This window comes from Natronomonas pharaonis DSM 2160, assembly GCF_000026045.1.
Lineage (GTDB): Archaea > Halobacteriota > Halobacteria > Halobacteriales > Haloarculaceae > Natronomonas > Natronomonas pharaonis.
This window is the reverse complement of the sequence record NC_007426.1, coordinates 2,293,233-2,314,246: the sequence shown is the minus strand read 5'-3', so window position 1 is coordinate 2,314,246 and position 21,014 is coordinate 2,293,233. Positions and strand designations below refer to the sequence as shown.

Genomic DNA, 21,014 nt, shown 5'->3' with positions numbered 1-21,014 from the left:
GCTAATCGCCCCCTGCGACGGGTCTGGAGCTTACTGCCCGTGCAGAACTGAACGCTTGTTCGAGTGCACCGCTTTCGAGGAACTCACTCGTCGTCGTGTGCTCGTAGAGCTCGCCATCGAGACACGCCATCGTGTCAGCGTACTCACTCACCGTCTCGATGTCGTGCTCGATGAGCATGATAGTGATTCCGTTGTTGTTGAGTTCCGTCAGAAGCTCGTAGAACTGGTCGACGACATCCGCATCGACGCCGACTGTCGGCTCGTCGAGTGCGAGCAGATCGGCCTCGGAGGCGAGCGCGCGGGCGATGTAGGCTCGCTGGCGCTGGCCACCGGAGAGGTTGCTGATGCGCCGGTCGGCGTAGGATTCCATCTCGACCCGCTCGATGGCGTCGTCGATGATGTCGTGGTCGGTCTGTGTCAGTCGGTCGAGGCCGGCGTGGGGGTACCGGCCCATCTCGACGACCTCGCGGACGGTGACCGGCATCATCGAGTCCGCGTCCGTCGAGTGCTGTGACACATAGCCCAGCCGCGTCCCCGCCGAAAACTCCGATGCCGGCGTGCCGAACAGCTCGACCGACCCCGAATCGGGAGTCTGAAGGCCGAGCATAATCTTCAGGAGCGTCGTCTTCCCGGAGCCGTTCGGGCCGACAAGACCCAGAAAATCTCCCTTAGAGACCTCCATCGAGATGTCCTGTAGGACCGACTGGTCGTCGTAGGCGAAGCTGACGTTTTCGACGCTGACGGCGGCCGTCGAGCGTTCGTCGCTGGTCGTGTTGTCTGTGCGTCTGTCCTCGGCCCCGTTAGCCGAGCGTCCGTTCGTGAGTATGTTGGGCATCGTTTACTTCGGTGGGACGGTTAGTTGTCTTCGGGTTCGATACGAGGTTACTCGGCGTGCAGTGCGGTTTCGAGCGACGGCAGGTTGATCTCGTAGAAGTGTTCGAGGTAGCCCCAGTCCGGCTCCATCTCGATACCGGTATCCAGCTCCGGCGCGCCGTCGATTTGCGTTTCAACGGGCGTGAGCGGCAGAATGTCTGCATCCGTTTCGGCGGCCAGCGATTCGGCGAGCTGTGCCGGCTCGCCAACGTCGTAGAGGACGTGCTCGATACCCTCGTCTTCCATTAGCTCCTCGATTTCTTGGACGTCCTGCGGCGTCGCAGCGTCGTCCGGCGACGTACCGACGGGAGAGTGGACGTCGATGCCGTACTGGCGGTTCCACCACTGGAAGGAGTCGTGGGTCGCGACCACGATGGAAGTGAGTTCGGCTCGGTCGACGATATCCTGGAAGTCCTCGTGGAGCGCTTGGAGTTCGTCAGTAAATGCCGCGGCGTTGTCCCGGTAGTAGTCCGCGTTGTCGGGGTCCATCTCAGCCAGCCCGTCGGCGATGTTGCTGACACCCTCCTGTGCGTAGACGGGGTCCATCCACCAGTGTTCGTCGTTGTCTTCGGCCGGGCTATCGAAGAAGTCGATGCCGGCAGAGGCGTCGATGACTACGGTACCGCCGTCGTCTTCGAGCGCTGCTGCGGCATCGTCCTGCCACGCGGCGAAATCACGCATGTAGACGAACGCGCCGGCGTGGTCGACATCTTCGACGGTCGCGGGCTCGGGGTTCCAGTCGTGGCCGTGTTCGCCGACCGGGACGATGTCGATTGGCTGGACTGTGTCGTCGCCGTCACCGGCGACCTGCCGAGTGAAATCCCACAGCGCGGGCATCGATGCGACGACGGTGCGGTCATCGACATCGAGATCTGACGGGTCGTCGCCGCCGTTTGTCGCCGGCGCGTCACCGTTCTCCATGGGGTCGTCAGTACACCCCGCAAGCCCGGCAGTGACGGCGCTTCCCGCAAGCAACGCGAATGTACGACGCGAGACACCCTTCGATTCGTTCTGTCGCGGATGGGAACTCATCACCAGTACGTTTTCTGAGCAGGTTGAAGTATTTTACTAAGCTAAACTATAGTTTAGCCGTGTCTAATCATTGCGGTCTACCCCCGGCGGCGGTCGGACACCGACGTACCGAGCAAGGCGGCCTGGAACCGGAACGGAGCGGTCGCCCGCAGCATCGGTGACTGTCACGAGGCCGGCAGGGCCGACCTCGTCGACTTCGATGACGGCTCCCGGCTTGACACCACGTTCGAGCAGATACGAGCGGGCCTTGGGCTGGCGGTGGGGGACAGCCTCTACGACGAGCGACTCACCGGGCTCGCCGCTTGTCAGCCGCTTTGCGGACGCTGCGGCCGGATACACCGCCCGGCTGTCCCACGCTGGTCCGCCGGGAGCGCCAAGGAGTTCTGCGAGTCGGTCTGTGACGCCGTCGCTGACGTGGTGTTCGAGCCGGTCGGCCTCATCGTGGGCCACCGCTTCCGGTAAATCAAGCTGTTCGACGAGAAACGTCTCCAGAAGCCGGTGTTTCCGGACCAGTCGGTCTGCGACCGCCTCACCGGTCGGCGTCAGGGCGGTGCCGCCGTACTCTTCGTGTTCGACGAGCCCTCGCTCGTCGAGCTTCTGGACCATGCTCGTCGTCGACGCCTTCGTCCGGTCGACAGCCTCTGCGAGCTCTGTCGTCCGGATTCGGCGGCCGTGTTCCGCTTCGAGCCGGTGTAGTTGCTTGACGTACTCTTCGACGACCGGAGACGCATCCATCACCTGAAGCGGATGTGCTACAAAACAATAAGTTTGCGCCAAGGAAAGATATGGTTAGAGTAGTCTAAATATTCGCCAACCGTCCACTTTTGCAGCCGGGTGGCGTTCACGCAGGCCCTGTTTGCGAACTGAGCGAGCCGCTTGCGTGACCGTCGTTGCTGCCAACGGCGCTGGCGCTGCGAGGTGTCAGTCACAGTCATGTCTGTAGAAATGCTCGCGGTCGTCCTCTCGGCTGTCGGTGTCGGTAATCGTCTCCAGAGTGATATCCTCCGTGACTTCGAACATGCTGATGTGGGTGAGTTCGATTCCGTACTGTTCTTCGTAGACGGTGCAGATGTGCTCGCCGAACCGCCCGGGTAGTTCGGCATCGTCCCCTGCGCGTCTGACGCTGTTCATAAAGAACCGCTCGCGGTAGGTGTCGTGTTGCTCCTGAAGCGGCTCGGGCCGGTCCCAAGTGAACGCGCGGTCGTTGTAGACGTCACGCTCTTGTCCGTCGACGGTCTTTGCGCCAAAGACGTAGTATCGGTCGTTTGTTCGGGGGTGTGGGGCGAAGACGCTCCATTCAGGCTGTCTGATGCCGAGTCCCGCTGCAACCGTGTGGACGTACTCCCCACCGGTCGTGTGCTCGACCTCGTGGTTGAGTCGACTCTGTTCGTATCCGTCGTCTACGATGGCGCCGGCGTTGAACAGGAAGACCGCACAAACGAGCGCTAGCGCAACCAGCACAGCCGCAAGCGCAGCGTTGTATGCGCCGGTCCGTATGACTGCATAGCGGCCCGAAAGGAGCCGCAACGCAGGCAGCGTATCGGCAAACCGATAGAGCCGGTCTCGCGGCACGACACCGGCAGTATCGATGCCCAGCCGACGAAGAAGCCGGCCGGCGTCCCGCCAGAACGGAGTCTGGAGGAAGAAAACGAGCCCGGCGAGAGCTACGTAGGCGAACGCGCCGATGCGGACGGTGAGCGCAAACGAGAGGTGGCCGCCGACAAACAGCGCGACAAGCGGGAGACGGAGCCGCCCTCGCAAAAAGAACAACAGCCACGACCCCAGCAGCATATAGAACCAGAGCAATCCGCCGTAGGTCAACAGCGTCGGGAACGCACCCAAGAACTCACCGAGCAGGAAGGTCATTTCGTCGATGCCGAAAATCAGCGGCGTCGCCTCGCCACTTTGCCATGCCTCCGACTCGGTCTTGTGGATACCGTTCAGCAAGTACATGAAGACCATCTGGGCGAGCGCCAAGAACGTGGCTGCGCCCACCACTGACTGCCGGGGCGTCCGGGCAGCATGGACCGCATCGACGGCCCACCGCTCGCCGAGCGGGAGAAAGGGTGCCCAAAACAACAGCAGGCGAAACAGCGTGTCGGCGTAGCTAAGCACGAACGGGTTGTGGTGGTCAAGCGAGATGACAAACAGGAAGGTCAGTGCTGTTGCGGTCCGGGTCCGGTAGCCGACAACGAGCGCAAGCGCGATGAAGACTTGCAGTGCAAGTAACGCGGCGATGAGGGTGGTGTCGGATGTGAGATAGTAGACTGACACCGCGTACTCGTGGGTGTCGGCTTGAGCGAGTGCTTGGGTAACGACACCGCTGTCGGTGTAATAGAACGAAAAGTTCCGGGCACGGAGAAACACGTCGGCAACGACCAGCAAGCCGACGAAGACTCGGAAGACAGCCAGCGACCGAGTATCGATGCGAGCACAGTCTACGAGGTACTCACGCCCCCGGGCGACAGACCGGCACAGCAGAGACGGAAAACGACTCACGGTGATGGCTCCAATGTGGAACGGTTTCGCATCTGGATAATAATATCTACATACTATTTATTATCCTGTCGGTTATCCTCGCTGCTCGTGGCGTCTCGTCACCCGCTGTCCGAACGCTGTCACGGCGGACTTGGAGTGGACGCCAGCGGCTTCAGCGCTCGGCACCGGCCATCGACCCGACGCTTCGGCGGCCGCTGAGCGTTTCCGGGTCGAGCATATACCACTCGAAGTCGACCTCCGAAAGGTCCGGAACGAAGATATCGACCGATGCGAGTTCGCTTTTCGCAAACGCCGTCACAACCTCCCGTTCTCGAACCTCGTCTCTGGAGAGCTTCGAGACCGTTCCCTCGACAACGACGCTCCGCCACTTATCCGGTCGTTCATAACGGGTGACAACCAGCGATGCCGGTGTCTGGTCTCTGATTCGGGATGCTTTCTCGCTTCCCTCGAACAATCCCATATGCATGTAGAGTACCCGCTCGCTGTCATCGTAGCCGTAGGACATGGGAATCGCATACGGCTTGTCACCGCCGAACGCGAGCGTTCCATACCCCTCTCCGGAGAGGAAGGTATCGATTTCTTCGTTTGACATCTCTCCGCTGGAGACGGAGTCAGGCTCCGGTGCTGTCTCTTTGTCGGCTGCGTCCTCGTCATCTCCGGACAATGTGGCCTCGCCCGACGCTGTTGACGGTGCTTGCTCGGCGTCGGGCTCCGTTTCAGCCACCGATTGCAGGGGTGACGCCTCGTGGTCGACGACGGTATCGAACAGCGACCTGAACAACTGCAGCGACTGGTCGTCGGTTGCCCCGGAGCGGAAATGTGCATGGACATCAGCGCCTGCTCCCTGTAGCGTCGCAAGCACGGTGTTGAGGAACCGGTAGACCAACTCAGCGTCGTGGTAGGGTAGCAGCGACTCAATGTCGCGCAGACAGATTTTCACTGGCGCATCCTCGGCTTCCCACTTTTCGATGAGTTGCGAGAAGGCAATCGAGATGCCCGTCAGGTCGTCCGGGCTCACCCGGAACCCATACAGGGGCGTATCCTCACCGACCTGCCCCCGAGTCGCTTCCTTTTCGGCCTGCGGCGTCGTGATGATGACTGCCGCTTCCGATGGGTCGTTAATCTGTTCCAGTTGCGTGTTCAACGCGTCACGGACCGACTCAAACGACTGTGTCGCCGTTACTTGGACGACCCGATACTCGCCGTCGGCTGCATTCTCGAAGACATCTGTGCAAAACGACTCCGTTGGGTCAAGCTCGCTCGATTCGAGATACAGCGTTGGCCCAGCCGCCTCGGATTCGTGGCCGGTCGACGTCATAGCTGGCCCTTCAAACGGCAAAACAGTGTCCGTTGTGACGATACCCATCGAATGGGAAATAGCCGCTTGATGGCCTCTCGTGGCTATAAGAGCGGCTTTCTCTATGATACGTATCGGCTATGTTCGCGTACAGCGACAGTTTCGCCCGAGGCTCGTCGGTATGGGTGCCCAAGCGCTTAGCGGCACGCTGTTTACACTGCCCGATGTAGCTGCCATAGGAGCGCCGGGAATGGCGAAGCTACCAAACGCGCGAGCTGGCCGGCTCGAACGCAACCGTCGTCGGTCTCGGTGCTATCGGCGAAGCGATTGTTGACCGGCTACAGGCGTTCGACGTCGAGACCACGGGCGTTCGCTACACCCCGGCGAAGGGCGGCCCGACCGACGAGGTGGTCGGCTTCGACGACATCCACGCGGCCGTCACCGGGGCCGACTATGTCATTCTTGCCTGCCCGCTGACAGACACCACAGAGGGGCTAATCGATGCCGAGGTGCTTCGGACGATGCCACCCGATGTGCTGCTCATAAACATCGCCCGCGGTCCGGTCGTCGACACCGACGCACTCCTGAGCAGCCTTCGCTCGAACCAGCTTGCGGGTGCCGTGCTCGACGTAACCGACCCCGAACCGCTTCCCGAGGACCATCCACTGTGGGGGCTTGCCAACGTTCTCATCACGCCACACAACGCCGGACACACGCCGGCGTATTTCGAACGCCGCGCTGATATTCTCGCCGAAAACGTCGAGCGGCTCGCGTCGGGAGACGGATTGCAAAACAGAGTCGTGTAGTCGGTGCCCCGTACGTTACCGGGTCAGGCGCTCGCAAACACTTTGAGCGTTCTGAGCTCGCCTTCGATATCGAAGAAGTCGTGCTTGACGCCTCCGTCGACGTAGACCACGTCCCCCGCGCTCACCTCGCTGGTTTCGTCGCCGACCCGCATCTTCCCCGCTCCGGCGGTAATGTAGTAGAACTCATCGTCCGCGTGCGTTCGGGGGCTCTCCGCTGCTGCTGTTTCAGCTTGATACCGGCTCTGTTCGACGACCATCGCCGCTTCGTCGAATACGGTCGTGATGTCGCCTTCTTGGAGTACGTTCTGGTCTGCCAGCTCTTCGGCGGTGAGGTGTTTCATGCGCTTTTGCGTTCGATTTGAACGTACATCAAGTTGCTCCCGCAGCAACGAATTACTCACAAAAACAGTGTACGCCGCCTCATGTTGGATAAAGAAAATACAGTGCGGAACCCCCCGGCTTTGGCATGTGTGTTTCTCTCATGTCGGCTTGCGAAGCCAGCAGTGGCCGGTCGGAATGTATAGCGCCCGTCGTCCAGTAATACTGCGTTAGGGTTGCCGTACGTATCCTAATAATCAAAACTAGTGGAAAGATATATGGTAAATGCTATCTATTGTGGCCGTATGGGTATCGAACGAACCGAACAAATGGGGGATCAGGTCGTCGCCTGTCCCATCTGCGACACGCACATCAATTTCTCAGTGGTTGAGCTAACGGCTGACAAGGAAATCAAGTTCGTCAAAGACACCGAAATCGAACCCAGCGACGACTACGACGTACACGAAGCGCAGTGTCCGTCCGGCCACTCGTTTTACTACGCCGCCGGCGATGTTGACCCGCTTGCTGCCTGAGTGTCCTGCAGCATTCGGGGCAGTTGCGTTCGTCCGACAGCTCCGCTGACAGGTGTGTGAGCGAGGAGCGCGTCGCCACGCACACCGCTGCTGCGACTGCTCACAGTATCGCCCGCACTGCTCCCACGGCGATGGCGACGATCACTGTATGGTATATCAGTGTCGAGGCGAACGCGAAAAACGCGAGCGGAAGCACTGGATAGCGTGTTACACCCGCTGGAATGAATATCAGCCCTCGAAGATACGGGACGAAGTTGGTCACGAACACGCCGAGGCCACCGTACCGCTTGAACCATCGTTCGGCTTGGTCGATACGTTCGGACGGGATGTGGATTCGCGATGATGACTGCATTGATGACAGCCCTTCCCGGCGTGCGAGGTAGTAGACAAGGAGCTGCCCGGCGACGAAGCCGACTGTCGAAACGAGGATGATAGTTGCGGTCTCGATGCGGTCTGCGGAGACTACGAGCACGTAGCCCGGCAGAATCACTGTCGTGGGAATTGGTTTCGCGATGAACGCCCCTTTCATAATGAAAAAGACGAATAGAGCAGGGAGCCCGACGTATCGGAGAACAGATAATATCACGTCAGCAAGCGTCTCGAGCATCTAGGTGTAGTCGCTGCTCGGCAAAGAACAAAATTACGGCGTTTTCAGGCAGTCGACAAGCAGCAAGATTCACTGGGAATTTTCTATGCGGCTTCGGCAACGGTGAGATCGTCTTCGTCCCGTAGCTCGATACCACGGCACCTCAGGGCGGCAGCGAGGGCCGCCGTGGAGGTGCCCCCGCAGGCGGCGGCTTCCTCAAGGGTCACAGCTCCGGACCGGTACATCGCTAGCCCGGTAACAACAGCGTGGCGGGTCATCGCTTTTCTCCACCCACAGCCGGCACTCGGGCTGTTTGAGAATGCGGCGTCGTATCCGCTGTTCGGGTTGTGATTTCGGTCCCACAGCACGGACACAGGTAGTGGAGTGTGCCGTCGGCTTCGACGGTTGTCCATCCCCCGTCGTAGCGACTGCTGTAGGAACAGGAGGTGCAGAACAGCTTTCCCTTCTGGGTGTAGCTGTTGTGGGCGGCCCCGTTGGCTGAGTTGTTCGTGCTCACTATATATCGAGTGTAACGCCAATCCATACTAAAGCTTTCGAATATATGCTGTTTAGGCCTACAACTGCGTATTCAGTCGCATAAATCCCATATATCTAAATGAATATCAGATAACGGTCCGATGGGCGCTTTCCCGATTGAGATTGCGCAATTTGTCGGCGCGTGGAACGACAACTCCGAAACGAAACACCCCTTCTCCCCCGGCCTGTATCGGCACCGCGAGCGCTGTCCTCACGACCCACGAACCCCGGGAGTATTAGGACGCGTCGTACAACATCTCTCCGTACTGCTGATGCAGCCCTCCACGCGTGACCGTCCGCTGGCCGCCCTGCTGGGAGCGAACCTCCTGCCGTTAGCGGGGGTGCTCGCACTCGGCTGGGACCCGGTGTTGGTGTTGTTGCTGTACTGGCTCGAAATCGGAGTGGTACTCGTATTCAACGTCCCAAAGGTGTTGCTCGCACAGGCCACCCGCGACGGGCGGCTCCCCGACGACATCGCGCTGTGGGACGGCGGACCGGCGTTCAGACTCAATTTGCTCTGGCTTGCGGTGTATGCGCTCGTTATCGCCGGGGTGCTACACATTCTGGTCGCGGTGGTGACGCCGCTCGAAGCGACGCTTGCGCAGTTGCTGCGGTCGGACGCCCCGCCGCAGGTAGCGGGCACGGTACTGCTCGCAGCCGTCGGGACGGTCTTCGGGCACGCCATGGCCCTCCGGCGGTTTATCACCGACCGGGAGTCCCAACGCGTCACGCCGACCTTTCAGGTGTTCCGCCCGGCTGTCTATCTGTGGCTCCTCGCCGGCATCGTTATGCTCGCCGATGGCGGGCTCGTTTCCGAAGACCAGTTCGCAGCAGTCGTCGTCGGAATCATCCTCGCAAAGAGCGGGTTCGACATCCTGACCGAGCGCGCCGTCACCATCACGCCGCCGACGCTTCCGGACCGGTTCCGCAGGACGCCGCCCCCCGGCCAGCCAGCGCTGTGTGTCTCACCGGCATCGCGACCGCTCCTCGCGGCGTACGTGCCGCTATCGCTGGTCGGCGTCGGGTTGGCAGCCACCCTCGGCTTCTTTACCTACGGCCTGTTCATCGTCGAACTCGCCGGCCTCGGCTCCCGCGGTGAGCTTCTGTGGGGCGTGCTCTACGTCCTCTCGACGGTCTGTTTCACCGCCGCCGCAGTGTGGGCCATCCACCGGCGGTATACGAACATCGAGTACCGGATTTACTCCTCGGGAATCGCGGTGTACAACACCCACCACGACACGCTCGTCCGGTTTGTCCCGGCTACTGATATCCGGAGCTGTGAGCCCGTTTCGGGGCCGATTACGTGGCTGTTCTCGGCTGCGAGTGTCCGCGTTAGGTATCGGCAACGCCGCAGATTCGGGACGATTGCTATCGGGCCGTTCGACATCGAGATGCCGGAGCTGCGGGACGAAGACGAGGACGGGGAGCTAACGCTCCAGTACGTTGGGAACGCCGATAGCATCCGTGCGATGCTCTGAGCGCCGTCGTCTGTTCCCGGCGCTGTCTAGCGGTCCTCGGCAGCCATCTCTCGTCTGCGGTCGAGCAGCCACACGACCGCGGCCAGCCCTCCGGCGGCAAGGGCCGGCCAGCGGTCGGTACTCAGGTACAGCCCCGGCGTCGGCGGCGTATATTGGGTGAGCGGCCAGAAAACGGCGTACGAGCGACCGGTGGGAGTAAACAACAGCATGTCGAGCGCGTGGTGTGAAAGCGCCCCGAGAGCGAGCATCGCAGCAACGAGCCGACGGTGACGCGCCGGCGTGAGCAACGCCCCGACAGCCACGACGACGGCCGTCCCGCCGAGCGTGTGGAAGGCTCCCCAATCGACGGGAACGCCGAGAGTTGCCTCGACGTGCTCGCCCGGCAGGAGTAACGCAAGCCGATTCAAATCGGGCGTGACCGCCCCGGCCATCGCGACTGTGACATACGGAGCGGTCAGCGACCGCCAGCGCCACGACAGCGCTGTCGCGAGTATGTAGGCAGCTAGCACGTGTGTTAGCAGTTCAGCCACGGCGCTCACCCCGCGGGACGACAGCCCGCGCCGTCGTATCGAGCCGCCAGTGACGGACCGCCCGGAACAGCACCCACAACACCGCCAGCGCTGACACGGCGTACATGTAGCCGACTTCCCACGGGTCCTGTACGACCGCTCTCTCGGCGTCGACCTGTGCGACAACGGTAGCGTCGGTCCCAGCGCCGGTGTCGACCGGCCCGTCGACGGCTTCGACGGGGCCGAAGACCCACAGCTCTTGGCCTACGGTCACCGCGGGGCCATCCCGGACGACGTAGGCGACCGTGTTGCCATCAACGCTGGCGGTGATGACCACAGGGTCGGTTGCGGCGACCGTCCCGCCGATGGATGCCGGCGACTCGATGGGATGGTCCGGCGAGACGCCGAGGTCATCGACCTCGGGGTAGTCGTGGCGGTCCGGCGCGGGCTCGGTAGCGCCGTAGGCGACACACAGCCCGACAGCAAGCAGACACACGCCGACGAGCAACGCGGCTTCGACGCGACGGTGCATGACGGGGACTCGCCGGCGATAGGTATTATATGGTCCCCATCGAGTTGCTGCAACGTGCTCCGACGAGACGACCTGACGCGGCGAGACATTATCGTTGGCGTCGGTGCGGTACTGGGAGTAACCGCCCTCGGGTCCGCACCCGCGGTGGGTGTCGGCTCGGAGACGGGCTGGTTCGAGCGTCCGTGGTTCTACCCGCCCGAATTGCTCTTTCCGGTCGTCTGGACGCTCCTGTTTGTCCTCATGGGCGTGGCAGTGGCAATCGTCTGGCTGCGAGGAACTGACAAACGGGCGGTTCGGGTCGCACTCAGCACGTTCGCCGCACAGTTCGTGCTCAACCTGGCGTGGACGCCGACGTTCTTCGGGCTACAGCGCCCCGACTTGGGACTGGTCGTGGTCGGCGCGCTCTGGGTCGCCATCCTGGCTACTATCGCAGCTTTTGGGCGAGTCAGCCGCCTTGCGGCCGCGCTGCTGGTGCCGTATCTCGGTTGGGTATCGTTCGCGTTTGTCCTCAACTACGCCATCTACGCCGCTTGGTGAGGCCCATAGATTCCATCGCTTCCCGGCGTCTGTTTTTCGCCGCGGGCGTCGCAACAGCGGCGGCGATGTCGGCCGCTAGACAGCCCAGCGGCTAGCTTATCGCTTCTTACTACTTGATGGCCGTTGCCGTCCGAACTGTTGTTCCGTTCTCTGCATCCGGTGTATTCTCGCCCGTGGGTTGCGATACCGCCATTCATGCCTTTGGGTTATCAAACATAGACTTTTTATGATTAAGTTGCATAACGAGAGCGATGGCACTCGATTTCACGCCGAAAACCGTCGACGACATCGCCCCGGAGCGGCGGCCGTCGTTCCGGCTGGCGCTCGCTCCGGTGTTGGCGGTCGTCCTCTTTTTGGGGGTCGGCTCGGCCGTGCTCGGGTTGGACCCTCACGTTCCGCTACTCTGGAGTATCGTGTTCACCGGCGCGTTCGGTCAGTATCTCGGGTATTCGTGGCCCGACCTGTATGAAGGCATCTCGAACGGGCTCTTGATGGGCCTGCAGGCGATTCTCATCATATTCACGATTTACGCCCTCATCGCAACGTGGGTCGACGCCGGAACGATTCCGGCGATGATGTATTTCGGTCTGGAGTTGCTTTCGCCGCGGGTGTTCCTCCCCGTCGCAGCGATTCTCGCCGCCGTGGTCGCGTTTGCAATCGGGTCGTCGTGGACCACCGTCGGGACGCTCGGCGTCGCCTTCGTCGGTATCGGGACGGGACTCGGTGTTCCCGGCCCGATGACTGTCGGTGCGGTCATCTCCGGTGCGTACGCCGGCGACAAGCAGTCGCCGCTGTCGGATACGACGAACCTCGCCGCCGGGGTGACAAACACCTCGCTGTATGACCACATCTACCGGATGCGAACCGGGACAGCCATCGCGTTCGGGCTTGCCGTGCTCGGGTTCGCCGCCCTCGGGCTGCAGGCTGGCGGCGCTGTGCCGGCCGACCGCATCGCGGAGATTCAGACCGCCGTCGACGGGACGTACAATCTCTCGCTGTTCGTCTTCGCACCGCTTGCGATTACGTTCGGGCTGGCGCTTCGCGGCTATCCTGCTCTTCCCGTGCTCGTCGTGGGCACGTTCGCCGGCGTCTGTACCGCCATACTGGTTCAGGGGGCGGCGTTCGTCCCCGCTTGGGAGGTTTTCATGTCGGGGACCGCCCCCGAAACCGGGTCCGAACTGGTTAACGACCTCCTCGCGACCGGCGGTCTCACGGGGTCGGCTTGGACGATAACCATCGTCGTTGCCGCGCTGGTGCTGGGCGGGTTGCTTGAGCATACCGGTGTGCTTGCGGTGCTGGCCCACCATCTCTCGCAGGGCGTCCAGAGTTCGGGCGGGCTGATCGCTGGAACCGGTGTCTCCGCGATTCTCATCAACGCGCTCACCGCCCAACAGTACATGAGCATCGTGCTTCCGGGGATGACGCTCCGGAATCTCTACGAGGAGTTCGGACTGGATAGCGACGAACTCTCGCGGGCCGTCGAAGCGGCTGGTACCCCGACCGGTGCCCTGATTCCGTGGCACGCCGGCGGCGTCTTCATGGCCTCAGCGACCGGCGTCGCGACGCTGTCGTATGCGCCGTATTACTTGTTCGGCTTCCTCTCGCCGCTGGTGCTCTTTGCGATGGCGCTGAGTGGCCGGGGCGTGCCGACGACCAGCCGGGACGAACACCCCCACCGCGCTGACTGAGGTCGTTTGTGGGCCCGTTTTCACTCTCTGCCCCCGCCCAAAGGTTCAGATAGCTCCACTGTCTTCTTTCTCCATGGCATCTGATACCACTCGACGACAGTTCCTCATCGCGGCGTCGGCCGCTGCGACGTTTACGGTGGTCGCTGGCTGTTCCGAACCCGAAGAGGACCCGCCGGGATACCAGTTCGAGGACGTTCCGGAGGACGGTGACACAGCCATGGCCGCCTCACCCGAACAGGAATCCGGTGGTGCCGACCCCGCCGCTGAGGGCTCCTGACGGCTGCCTCCGGAGCGCAGAAACGTCGGTACGCCAGCCTCGCGACGATTGCAGCCCTCAGTCGGCCGGCGTCACCGGCTGTTTGGTGACATCATCGACGGTGCGGAACTCGCCGTCGTCTTCTTCGAACGCCATTCGGTCGCGCCAGACGAAGTAGACGTACGGCGTCTTCGCAACGACGTCTAGGTAGACAATGACAAACCACAAAGCGGCCGACAACGGGATGTTCAACGCGCTTTTGGAAGTTCAACCACGAAGACGGCCCCTCTCGGCTCGTTGTCTTCGACCCAGACAGCACCGCCGTACCGCTCGACGAGCGTCTCGACGAGATACAGCCCGATGCCGGTGCCGGCGCTTTTGGCGCTCTTTTTGCCTTTGGCGAAGATGTCGTCCTTCTGTGCGTCAGGGATGCCCGGACCGGTATCGGCGATGCGAACCTGTACTGTGTCATCGGCCGCTTCGACGGTCACGACCACGTCCGGGCTGTCCGTATCGGCGTGTTGGATCGCGTTCTGCAACAGATTCCGGAACACTGCCGCAAGCATCTCGTCGGCCTCGACAACCGCCTCCGGTAGCGGTCGCTCGACCGTAATGTTGGCCTCTTCATTGCCGGTGCGAATCTCTTCTATCTGTTCTTCAAGCGGTTGTGCAAGGGGCAGCGACTGCTGTTCGGGATGGGCATCTAACATTGCCGCCGCCAGATCGCGGGCTGTCTTTGTCAGCCCGATCGCCTCCTCGGCTTTCTGCCGTACTGTTTCGATGTCGTCTTGGGCCGTTCCGTCGACTGCCTCCGACAGCAGGTCCGCATACCCACTGATGACGTTGAGGTCGTTTCGGATATCGTGCCGGAGCATCTCGTTTAGGAGCTCAAGATTGTCGCGCTGGGCTTCGAGTTGCCGCTCGTATTCTTTCCGCTCGGTAATATCCGTGTGTGCGCCGACCACCCACGTGGAGTCGTTTTGTTCGGTCACCTTCCCCCGAACAGCCACCCACCGCGGGTCCCCGTCTTCGTGATACATTCTGAACTCCGTCTCGAAGCGGCCACCGCGGTCGAGCACTCGGTCGATTTCTGTTTGCAATCTTTCTCTGTCGTCCGGATGGACCCGCTGTTCGAACGCCTCGATAGTCCCTTCAAACGAGCCGGGCGATAAGCCGAGCAAGCGCTCGACGGTGTCATCCCAGTAGACCTCGTCGGTCGCCACGTTCCACTGCCAAATCCCGGTTTCAGTCGCCGTAAGGGCGATCTGGAGCCGCCGGTTCGTTGCCGCTAGCTCCGCTTGTTGGGCTTTCTGTTCGGTGATGTCCTCTGTGGTCGAGACCCCATAGCGGATTCGCCCGTCCGCATCGCGGACCGGTGCGGCGCGGACTTGATGCGTACGCCCGAAATACTCCATTTCAATCGAGCGTTCCTCGCCGTCGAGTGCCGACTCATACAGGTCGACCAGCCGCGCTTTCGTCTCGCCGTCGAATATGTCCTCAACCCGGCTCCCCTCTAGGGATTCGGGACCAACGTCGGCCCACTCGAACCCGCGTCCACGGGCGATTTGATACCGCAGGTCGCTGTCATACAGGAACACGCCGCCGCTCGGGAACTGCTCCGCTATCGTCTGGTAGAGCCGTCTGCTGCGACGATGGCCGAGGTGTTCATGCATGAACGACAGCACACTGTCCAGTAGCGCACGCTCTTCGGCAAGGAACGGGTCGTTGGCGTCGGCGTGGTCGTCGGCACGATACCCGACTGTCATTGCCAACTCCGCATCCCAATCAGTTGTCATCGACACCGAAAGCTGGTCGTCCAGCGGTTCGTATCCGTCTGTCGTGACCTCGATGTCGTCGTAGACCAGCCTCGCTTCGGTGCGGTCCGGATGCTGGAACCACGTCGGGATGTCGAAAACGAGGCTCTCAAGCACGCTCTTGGTCGATGCCTCCGTAGCGGCAAACAGCTCGGCAGTCCGGTGGAGCGCATCGAGTTCGCGGACCCGCTCGCGCAGGTCGGTCTCGGTTTGCTTTTGTCCGGTGATGTCTGTCGCGATGCCGCAGGTCGCATACGGCTCCCCGGTATCGTCGTACAACGGGGTGATGTGGGTGAGATACGCCCGCTCGCCGGCTTCTGTCGCCACCGTCTCTTCGGACTCGATGGTCGCTTCGGCTTCCCATGCTCGCCGGTCGTTGCTGCGGAACTGGGCGGCCACATCGTCAGGGAGAACGATATCAAGCGGCTTGCCGACGATATCGCGTTCTGCAGGGATACCGAAGAGGTCGCGCAACTGCTGGTTTACCAGCAGGAAGTTGCTCTCCGGGTCGCGCAGCCAGATGGCGGCGTCCACGCTGTCGAGTACGCCACGGAGCTGCCGCGTTCGCGCCGTCAGCTCCTGTTCGTACGCTCGCCGGTCCGTCACATCCCGGAGATACACCGAGAGTCCGCCCTCGAAGTCGGGATAGACGTACACCTCCAGCCAGCGGCCAAGTGCCGGGAAATACGCCTCGAAGCTCTCGGCGGACCGGTCTTCCATCGCCGTCCGGTACTGCTCTATTACGGATGTTTCCCGACTGTCCGGGAAGACGCTCCGCAGGTCGCAGTCACGAACGTCGGCCGCATCCCATTCAAGCAGCGGCTCGGCTTGGTCATCGATGTACGTAATCTGCCAGTCGGCACCCACTTCGACGACACCGTCTGTCATTCGGCCGACGAGCCGTTTGAGCCGCTGTTCGCGCTCGCGTGGTGTCGATACCGTATACTCCACGCCGGAGACGCGTGCCGGTGTGCGGAGTTCGATGATGGCTTTCGTCCCCGACTCGCCGGTGTCGAACGAGAGCGTGCCGCCGACGGCCTCGATTGCCCACTTGCTCAGCCACAGCCCAACGCCAACGCTGTGTACCAGCGGCGTCTCCTGACCCTGTTCGAGTGCTGCTACCTCCGTCTCGGGCAGTCCCGGGCCGTTGTCCTCGATGATGATACGGATGTCCTCGGCCGCATGGACGCGAATGCTGATTGTGGGGTCCGGCGCTGTGTTATGCTCGGCGGCGTTTTCGAGTAGCTCTTCGAGTGCGACCCGCAGGCTGTCGGTCGCCACGACCGGGCAGGTGTCGGGAGCCTCCCATTCGACGGTAATCTCCGGATACGCCGACTCTAGGTCTGTGGCCAACTCCGGAATGAGTTCGGCGAGGTCGTACTCGAACGCCGCGGCCGTCTCGGGCTCTTTGCCGACGAGATTGCTGTACTTTCTGGCTGTCTCGCTTATTTCGTGGAGCCGACCCGCCGTCTCAGCGATGGTCTCTGCGAGGTCACTGTCTTCCGGGTCGGACGCCCGCTCGGCGAGCAGCTTCGCGTTGCCCTCGATGACGGTCAAATCGTTGCGGATGTTGTGTCGCAGTATCCGGGTGAGTATCTCCCGAAGCAATCCCAGTTGGCTTTCCCGTTGCTGCAGCAGCTCCTCCTGTGTGACTCGGTCGGTGATGTCGTTGCAGACGATGACGAAGCCGTCGTCAGCCGGCCCGTGGTTTTCGGCGCGGTCGCCGTCCGCGATTGTCGCGACCGTTGTATCGGTGATGCGTCTGTCTCCGTCGGCGTGCTCGATGGTGACCTCGCCGTCCCATGTCGCTCGGCTCTGGACGGTTTCCCAGAACGCATCGTCGAAGGTGATATGCGAGTCCCCCGGCTCTAACGCGCCGATTTGACGGCCAACTAGTGCCGTTTCGCTGTATCCGGTAAGCTCCTCAAGCGCCGGGTTCGCCATTTCGATAGTGCCATCCGCGGCGGTGATAGCCACGGCGTTGTCCGTCTGCCGTATCGCCCGCTCGAACCGGCGCAGTGTCTGTTCTCGCTCCCGCAGCGTCGTCACTGACTCGCTCAACTCGAGCGACTGCTGCCGACGGACGAGCAGCGATTGTATCCGCCGGACCAGCTCTGTGCGGTCAATCGGTGCCGAAATAACCTCATCAATCAGTACCGCACCTCCGTCATGCGATGCCGGGACGCCGGCTTCGCTCCCGCGTGACTGAATGAGCACAATCGGGCAGAACACCGGATGCTGGTCGTCCATCGCGTCCGAGAGTGCGTGGCGGTAGCGCTCCAACAGCCGGTCCTCGACGAGATATAGGTCCGCATCAGTCACCGTCTCGCCCGAAACGACGGTGACGTGGTCTGCAAGCATATCCCGGATGATGCGTCGGTTCCCGTCGTCGACCACCAGCACCTGTACGGTCGCATCCACATCGTCGAGCGCCGGCGGCTGCGGATAGCGGTCCTCCGGCGTGGCTCCGCCGTCGGTCATGGCTCCGTGTCGCTCGATTCGAGCCGGTGTCCGCGTGTCGACGGTGTTCCTTCGAGGAGCCCTTGCAGATGGTCCAGCGGCGCTCCGAGTTGTACCCCCTCGTCGGTTATTTCGAACTCGCGAATCCCGCTTTCGAAGGAGCCGGTGCGTTTCTTCAGCATTCCGATGACACGGCCGAGCGAGCCGCCCAACTCGACGTACGTGAGAAACAGGAGATTGTCGGCCAGCGGGCTGATGTTCCGGCTTGTCGCTGACGTGAGGCCGGTTATCTGATGGACGGCCTCCGTCATGAAGACCGCAACATCTAGCTCGTTCAAATGCCGAAGGAGCGCATGCAAATCCCGCTTGAGCGTGTCCTGTTCGCCTTGGATGGATGTCGTGTAGCCGGAGAACCCGTCTATCATCGCTGTCGTGACGCCGCCGTCGACAACGTCGGTTCGAACGATGTTGGCGAACTCCTCGGCAGACATCGCGTTCGGTTCGATACGGGTGAGTTTGAGCCGGCCGTCATCCCGGAGCGCATCGATAGGCAGCCCGATCGCCCGACACCGCTTTTCGAACGTTTCGATGCGCTCTTCGAACAGGTAGACGGCCGCGGTTTCGCCCTGCTGTGCCGCCCAAAATAAGAAATATGCTCCAACCGTTGTCTTGCCGACGCCGGGCGGACCGCTGATAAACGTCGTCGTACCGTGTTCGAACCCGCCGCCGGTGAGCGAATCGAGTTCCCCAACGCCGGTTGCGACGGGGTCGAGACCACGCCGCTCGGCGGGCGATTCGGGCGGCGTGAGCTTCGGGAACACCTCGACGCCGTGGGCGCGGATTTCGACTCCGTGGGTGCCGCTCTGTTGGCCGCGGCCGCGGTTCTTTTCGACCTCGATTCGACGCCCCGTTTCGCTCCGTGACAGCCGAACGACGCCGTCGCTAATCGACAGAATCTCCGACGCCGTCGAGTGGGTGTCGCTGACCGATGTCGTCCCGAGGACGGTAATCTCGTGTTCTTTGAGAAAGCGAATCAGCGAGAGGACACGCTTGCGGTAGTGGTAGTCCGACGCCTCAATATACCGAAGCTGCGTAATCGGGTCGATGACGAGGCGGTCGGGGTCGATCTCCGTAATCGCCTCGCGGATTTGCTCTGTGTATCGCTTGCCCTCGACCTCGCTGGCGTCGACGAGGTCATACGTTTCGTCTTTCTCAAAGAACGCCGAATCCGGGCCGAGGTCAAGGAATTCGGCACCCGCAATATCAATGCCGAACTGGGCGGCGTTTTCGCGGAGTTCGGATGCCGACTCCTCGCCGTGGACGAACAGGGCGGTTTCGCCGGCGTCGAGGCCCGCCTCCACAAAGTGGCTGCAAAGCGTCGTCTTCCCCGTGCCGTGCGTTCCGACGATGAGATACATCCGGTTCCGAAGATATCCGCCGCGGAGCAGCTGATTCAGCCCGACAACGCCACTATCACCCTGCATCATGGTTGGTGACGGATTACTCATCTTAGACACTAAAACGTGATACCAAATAGCACTACCCCTTCCAGTCAGCGAACACTGGTAGCCGGTGACCCGCCTCGGGGGCAAGTGGTTCGAGACGCCGAAGGCGTCTCGTCATCACGGAAGACTTCGTCTTCCGTACGACCCCGAGGCACTCGGCCTGTCCCGCCTGTAGTGCACATCGACTGGACACCCAATGGAAGTGGTGTGCTACCATATAGACTCGCCCTGTTCAGCCGCTCTGGTTTCAAACGCTCCGTTGAGGACGCAGCAGACGAGCGTGATGATCGTCGACTCTTTGAGCTCTCCGACATTGTTACCATTCTCAAGAGTGAGCGAGAGGACGCCACCATTTCACCCTGCAAAAACACGAGGCTTTCTCCTCGAACTACTGCGATCCACGCTCTCTGAGATGTCGAAGTGGCGTATCGCCGACCCGGGATGGACTGCGCTGTTGGCGGTGTGTCGACACCGACGGCTCGAACCTAGGGCGGGTATTGCGCCGACACGGCTCAAACGCTGCCGCTATCGACTGCGATATGCTACTTGCAGCCATACTCGATGTATGGCTCCGCCCCGGCGACGACAGATTCTCAGCATCGGTGGGCTTGGACTTGCCGCAGCCATCGCGGGCTGTGGCGATACAGCGCCGGATGACGATACGCCCGAGTCGGTGGACGACGACGAGACAGATGCGACCCCAGAGCCCGACGACGACGACGAGCCCGCTGCCGGCGACGAAGCCGCCGACGAAGACCAGCCCACCAACGTCGCAGCCGACGCGGCCGTATCGTTCGAGGCACCGCTGGATGGCGAGACGGCAGCCAACGGCGTCGCGGTCTCGATGACCGCGACGAACATCGAGATACAGCCGGCCGGCGAGGCGACCGACAACGCGGGGTATTTTTCTATCAGCATCGGCGAGGGTGCCACCGACCCCGGCGAGCCGGTGCCACACGGCGACGCCCACGTCCACTACGAGGATGGCGACACCCGCGATGTCCTTGAGCTACCCGTCGGCACACACGAGCTGACGCTGCAGGCCGCCGACGGCGAGGGGCGTGCGCTCCCGCTTACCGACACCGTCGCGGTGAGCGTCGAGTCGGGGTCGTTCACCATCGCCGACCCTGCCGCGGACGAGCCGGCCACGTCGCCGGTGTCGTTCGCGTTCGAACCCAGCGGTGCGGTCACCACAGCGGCGGCGGAGACGCCGCTTTCCGAGGCCGGCCAGACGGCCGGCTACTTCGTCGTCGGGTTTGGAACGGGCGCGACACCGACCGGCGAGCAGATACCGCGTACGGATGCGGTTGTCCACCTCGACGACGGGGCAACGACGGCGGACATCGAGCGCTCGCCCGGCGAGTACGAACTCACGGTACAGATGGCAACTCCCGACGGGCGCGCGTTACCGGCGACAGACACCATGTCGCTGACCGTTGTGGAAGCCCCCGAGACGGTCATTGTCGGCCCCGGTGGAACACAGAACTTCGAGCCCGAGGCCCTGACTGTTTCGAGTGGTACGACGGTCCGGTTCGTCTGGGAGGGCGACTTTCACAACATCGAGGTTCGCAGCCAGCCCGACGACAGCCAGTGGGAGGGCGTCCCCGAGACGCGAAACGAGGGGTTCGAATACGAACACACCTTCGAGGTGCCGGGCGTCTACGAATATCGGTGTGAGCCACACCGGCTGTCGATGCAGGGGACGATTACCGTCGAGGAATGAACGGACGGCGTCGGCCCATCCCACCCCACCT

General features: G+C 62.1%; 19 protein-coding genes and 1 pseudogene. 7 read left to right on the top strand and 13 right to left on the bottom strand.

Going from position 1 to position 21,014, the window contains the following annotated elements; genetic code table 11:
- Position 1 precedes the first annotated feature (1 nt).
- From NP_RS11655 to NP_RS11635, 5 genes are all read right to left on the bottom strand, one after another.
- Complete coding sequence (locus tag NP_RS11655) at positions 2–835, bottom strand: metal ABC transporter ATP-binding protein (RefSeq protein ID WP_011324069.1); 834 nt, start codon at positions 833–835, stop codon at positions 2–4.
- 47 nt (positions 836–882) lie between these two features.
- The gene (locus NP_RS11650; protein WP_011324068.1) at positions 883–1,905 is read right to left on the bottom strand and encodes a metal ABC transporter substrate-binding protein; all 1,023 of its coding nucleotides are present in this window, start codon (positions 1,903–1,905) and stop codon (positions 883–885) included.
- Between the two features lie 63 nt (positions 1,906–1,968).
- Complete coding sequence (locus NP_RS11645; RefSeq protein WP_011324067.1) at positions 1,969–2,640, bottom strand: metal-dependent transcriptional regulator; 672 nt, start codon at positions 2,638–2,640, stop codon at positions 1,969–1,971.
- 186 nt (positions 2,641–2,826) lie between these two features.
- Positions 2,827–4,404, bottom strand: coding sequence for an HTTM domain-containing protein (locus NP_RS11640; protein ID WP_011324066.1), 1,578 nt, complete (start codon positions 4,402–4,404; stop codon positions 2,827–2,829).
- 151 nt (positions 4,405–4,555) lie between these two features.
- The gene (locus tag NP_RS11635) at positions 4,556–5,722 is read right to left on the bottom strand and encodes a pyridoxamine 5'-phosphate oxidase family protein (RefSeq protein ID WP_011324065.1); all 1,167 of its coding nucleotides are present in this window, start codon (positions 5,720–5,722) and stop codon (positions 4,556–4,558) included.
- Positions 5,723–5,943: 221 nt separating this feature from the next.
- On the opposite strand from NP_RS11635, the pseudogene NP_RS11630 reads away from it, so the two are divergent.
- Positions 5,944–6,507 (top strand): annotated as a pseudogene (locus NP_RS11630) (NAD(P)-dependent oxidoreductase); the annotation flags it as partial.
- A gap of 23 nt (positions 6,508–6,530) precedes the next feature.
- Here NP_RS11630 and NP_RS11625 read toward each other — a convergent pair.
- Positions 6,531–6,848: a cupin domain-containing protein gene (locus NP_RS11625; protein ID WP_011324064.1), complete on the bottom strand. Its 318-nt coding sequence runs from the start codon at positions 6,846–6,848 to the stop codon at positions 6,531–6,533.
- Between the two features lie 282 nt (positions 6,849–7,130).
- On the opposite strand from NP_RS11625, the gene NP_RS11620 reads away from it, so the two are divergent.
- Positions 7,131–7,358 (top strand): hypothetical protein, encoded by a 228-nt coding sequence (locus NP_RS11620; RefSeq protein ID WP_049939702.1) that lies wholly within the window; start codon positions 7,131–7,133, stop codon positions 7,356–7,358.
- 100 nt (positions 7,359–7,458) lie between these two features.
- Here NP_RS11620 and NP_RS11615 read toward each other — a convergent pair whose 3' ends face one another.
- Positions 7,459–7,965, bottom strand: a complete 507-nt coding sequence (locus NP_RS11615; protein ID WP_011324062.1) for a DedA family protein — start codon at positions 7,963–7,965, stop codon at positions 7,459–7,461.
- Positions 7,966–8,048: 83 nt separating this feature from the next.
- Positions 8,049–8,222 carry a DUF7317 family protein gene (locus tag NP_RS15225; protein WP_455429674.1) on the bottom strand — a complete coding sequence of 58 codons (174 nt, stop codon included), beginning with the start codon at positions 8,220–8,222 and terminating at the stop codon, positions 8,049–8,051.
- A gap of 531 nt (positions 8,223–8,753) precedes the next feature.
- Between NP_RS15225 and NP_RS11610 the strand changes: the two genes are divergently transcribed.
- Positions 8,754–9,959, top strand: a complete 1,206-nt coding sequence (locus NP_RS11610) for a DUF6498-containing protein (protein ID WP_049939700.1) — start codon at positions 8,754–8,756, stop codon at positions 9,957–9,959.
- A gap of 26 nt (positions 9,960–9,985) precedes the next feature.
- On the opposite strand, the gene NP_RS11605 is transcribed toward NP_RS11610, so the two are convergent.
- A complete protein-coding gene (locus tag NP_RS11605; protein WP_011324059.1) occupies positions 9,986–10,489 on the bottom strand; it encodes a metal-dependent hydrolase in 504 nt (167 codons plus the stop codon).
- The gene (locus NP_RS14995) at positions 10,482–11,000 is read right to left on the bottom strand and encodes a hypothetical protein (RefSeq protein WP_011324058.1); all 519 of its coding nucleotides are present in this window, start codon (positions 10,998–11,000) and stop codon (positions 10,482–10,484) included. Before NP_RS14995 ends, NP_RS11605 begins: the two co-directional genes overlap by 8 nt.
- Positions 11,001–11,054: 54 nt before the next feature.
- Between NP_RS14995 and NP_RS11595 the strand changes: the two genes are divergently transcribed.
- The 3 genes from NP_RS11595 (at position 11,055) to NP_RS11585 (ending at position 13,502) form a co-directional block, all read left to right on the top strand.
- Positions 11,055–11,537 carry a TspO/MBR family protein gene (locus tag NP_RS11595; RefSeq protein WP_049939699.1) on the top strand — a complete coding sequence of 161 codons (483 nt, stop codon included), beginning with the start codon at positions 11,055–11,057 and terminating at the stop codon, positions 11,535–11,537.
- 251 nt (positions 11,538–11,788) lie between these two features.
- Positions 11,789–13,225, top strand: coding sequence for an arginine/ornithine antiporter ArcD (gene arcD / locus NP_RS11590; RefSeq protein WP_011324056.1), 1,437 nt, complete (start codon positions 11,789–11,791; stop codon positions 13,223–13,225).
- 73 nt (positions 13,226–13,298) lie between these two features.
- Entirely contained in the window at positions 13,299–13,502 is a 204-nt protein-coding gene (locus NP_RS11585; protein WP_011324055.1) for a hypothetical protein, read from the top strand.
- A gap of 57 nt (positions 13,503–13,559) precedes the next feature.
- Here the strand turns inward: NP_RS11585 and NP_RS14640 are convergent, their stop codons facing one another.
- From NP_RS14640 to NP_RS11575, 3 genes are read right to left on the bottom strand one after another with little or no spacing between them, the layout of a single operon-like run.
- Entirely contained in the window at positions 13,560–13,709 is a 150-nt protein-coding gene (locus NP_RS14640; RefSeq protein WP_158303766.1) for a hypothetical protein, read from the bottom strand.
- A 20-nt stretch (positions 13,710–13,729) separates the two neighbouring features.
- Positions 13,730–17,776: a PAS domain S-box protein gene (locus tag NP_RS11580; protein WP_011324053.1), complete on the bottom strand. Its 4,047-nt coding sequence runs from the start codon at positions 17,774–17,776 to the stop codon at positions 13,730–13,732.
- A complete protein-coding gene (locus NP_RS11575) occupies positions 17,773–19,242 on the bottom strand; it encodes an ATPase domain-containing protein (RefSeq protein ID WP_049939697.1) in 1,470 nt (489 codons plus the stop codon). The genes NP_RS11580 and NP_RS11575 overlap by 4 nt, the downstream gene beginning before the upstream one ends.
- 583 nt (positions 19,243–19,825) lie before the next feature.
- Between NP_RS11575 and NP_RS11570 the strand changes: the two genes are divergently transcribed.
- Positions 19,826–20,983 carry a DUF4399 domain-containing protein gene (locus NP_RS11570; RefSeq protein ID WP_011324051.1) on the top strand — a complete coding sequence of 386 codons (1,158 nt, stop codon included), beginning with the start codon at positions 19,826–19,828 and terminating at the stop codon, positions 20,981–20,983.
- Positions 20,984–21,014 lie beyond the last annotated feature (31 nt).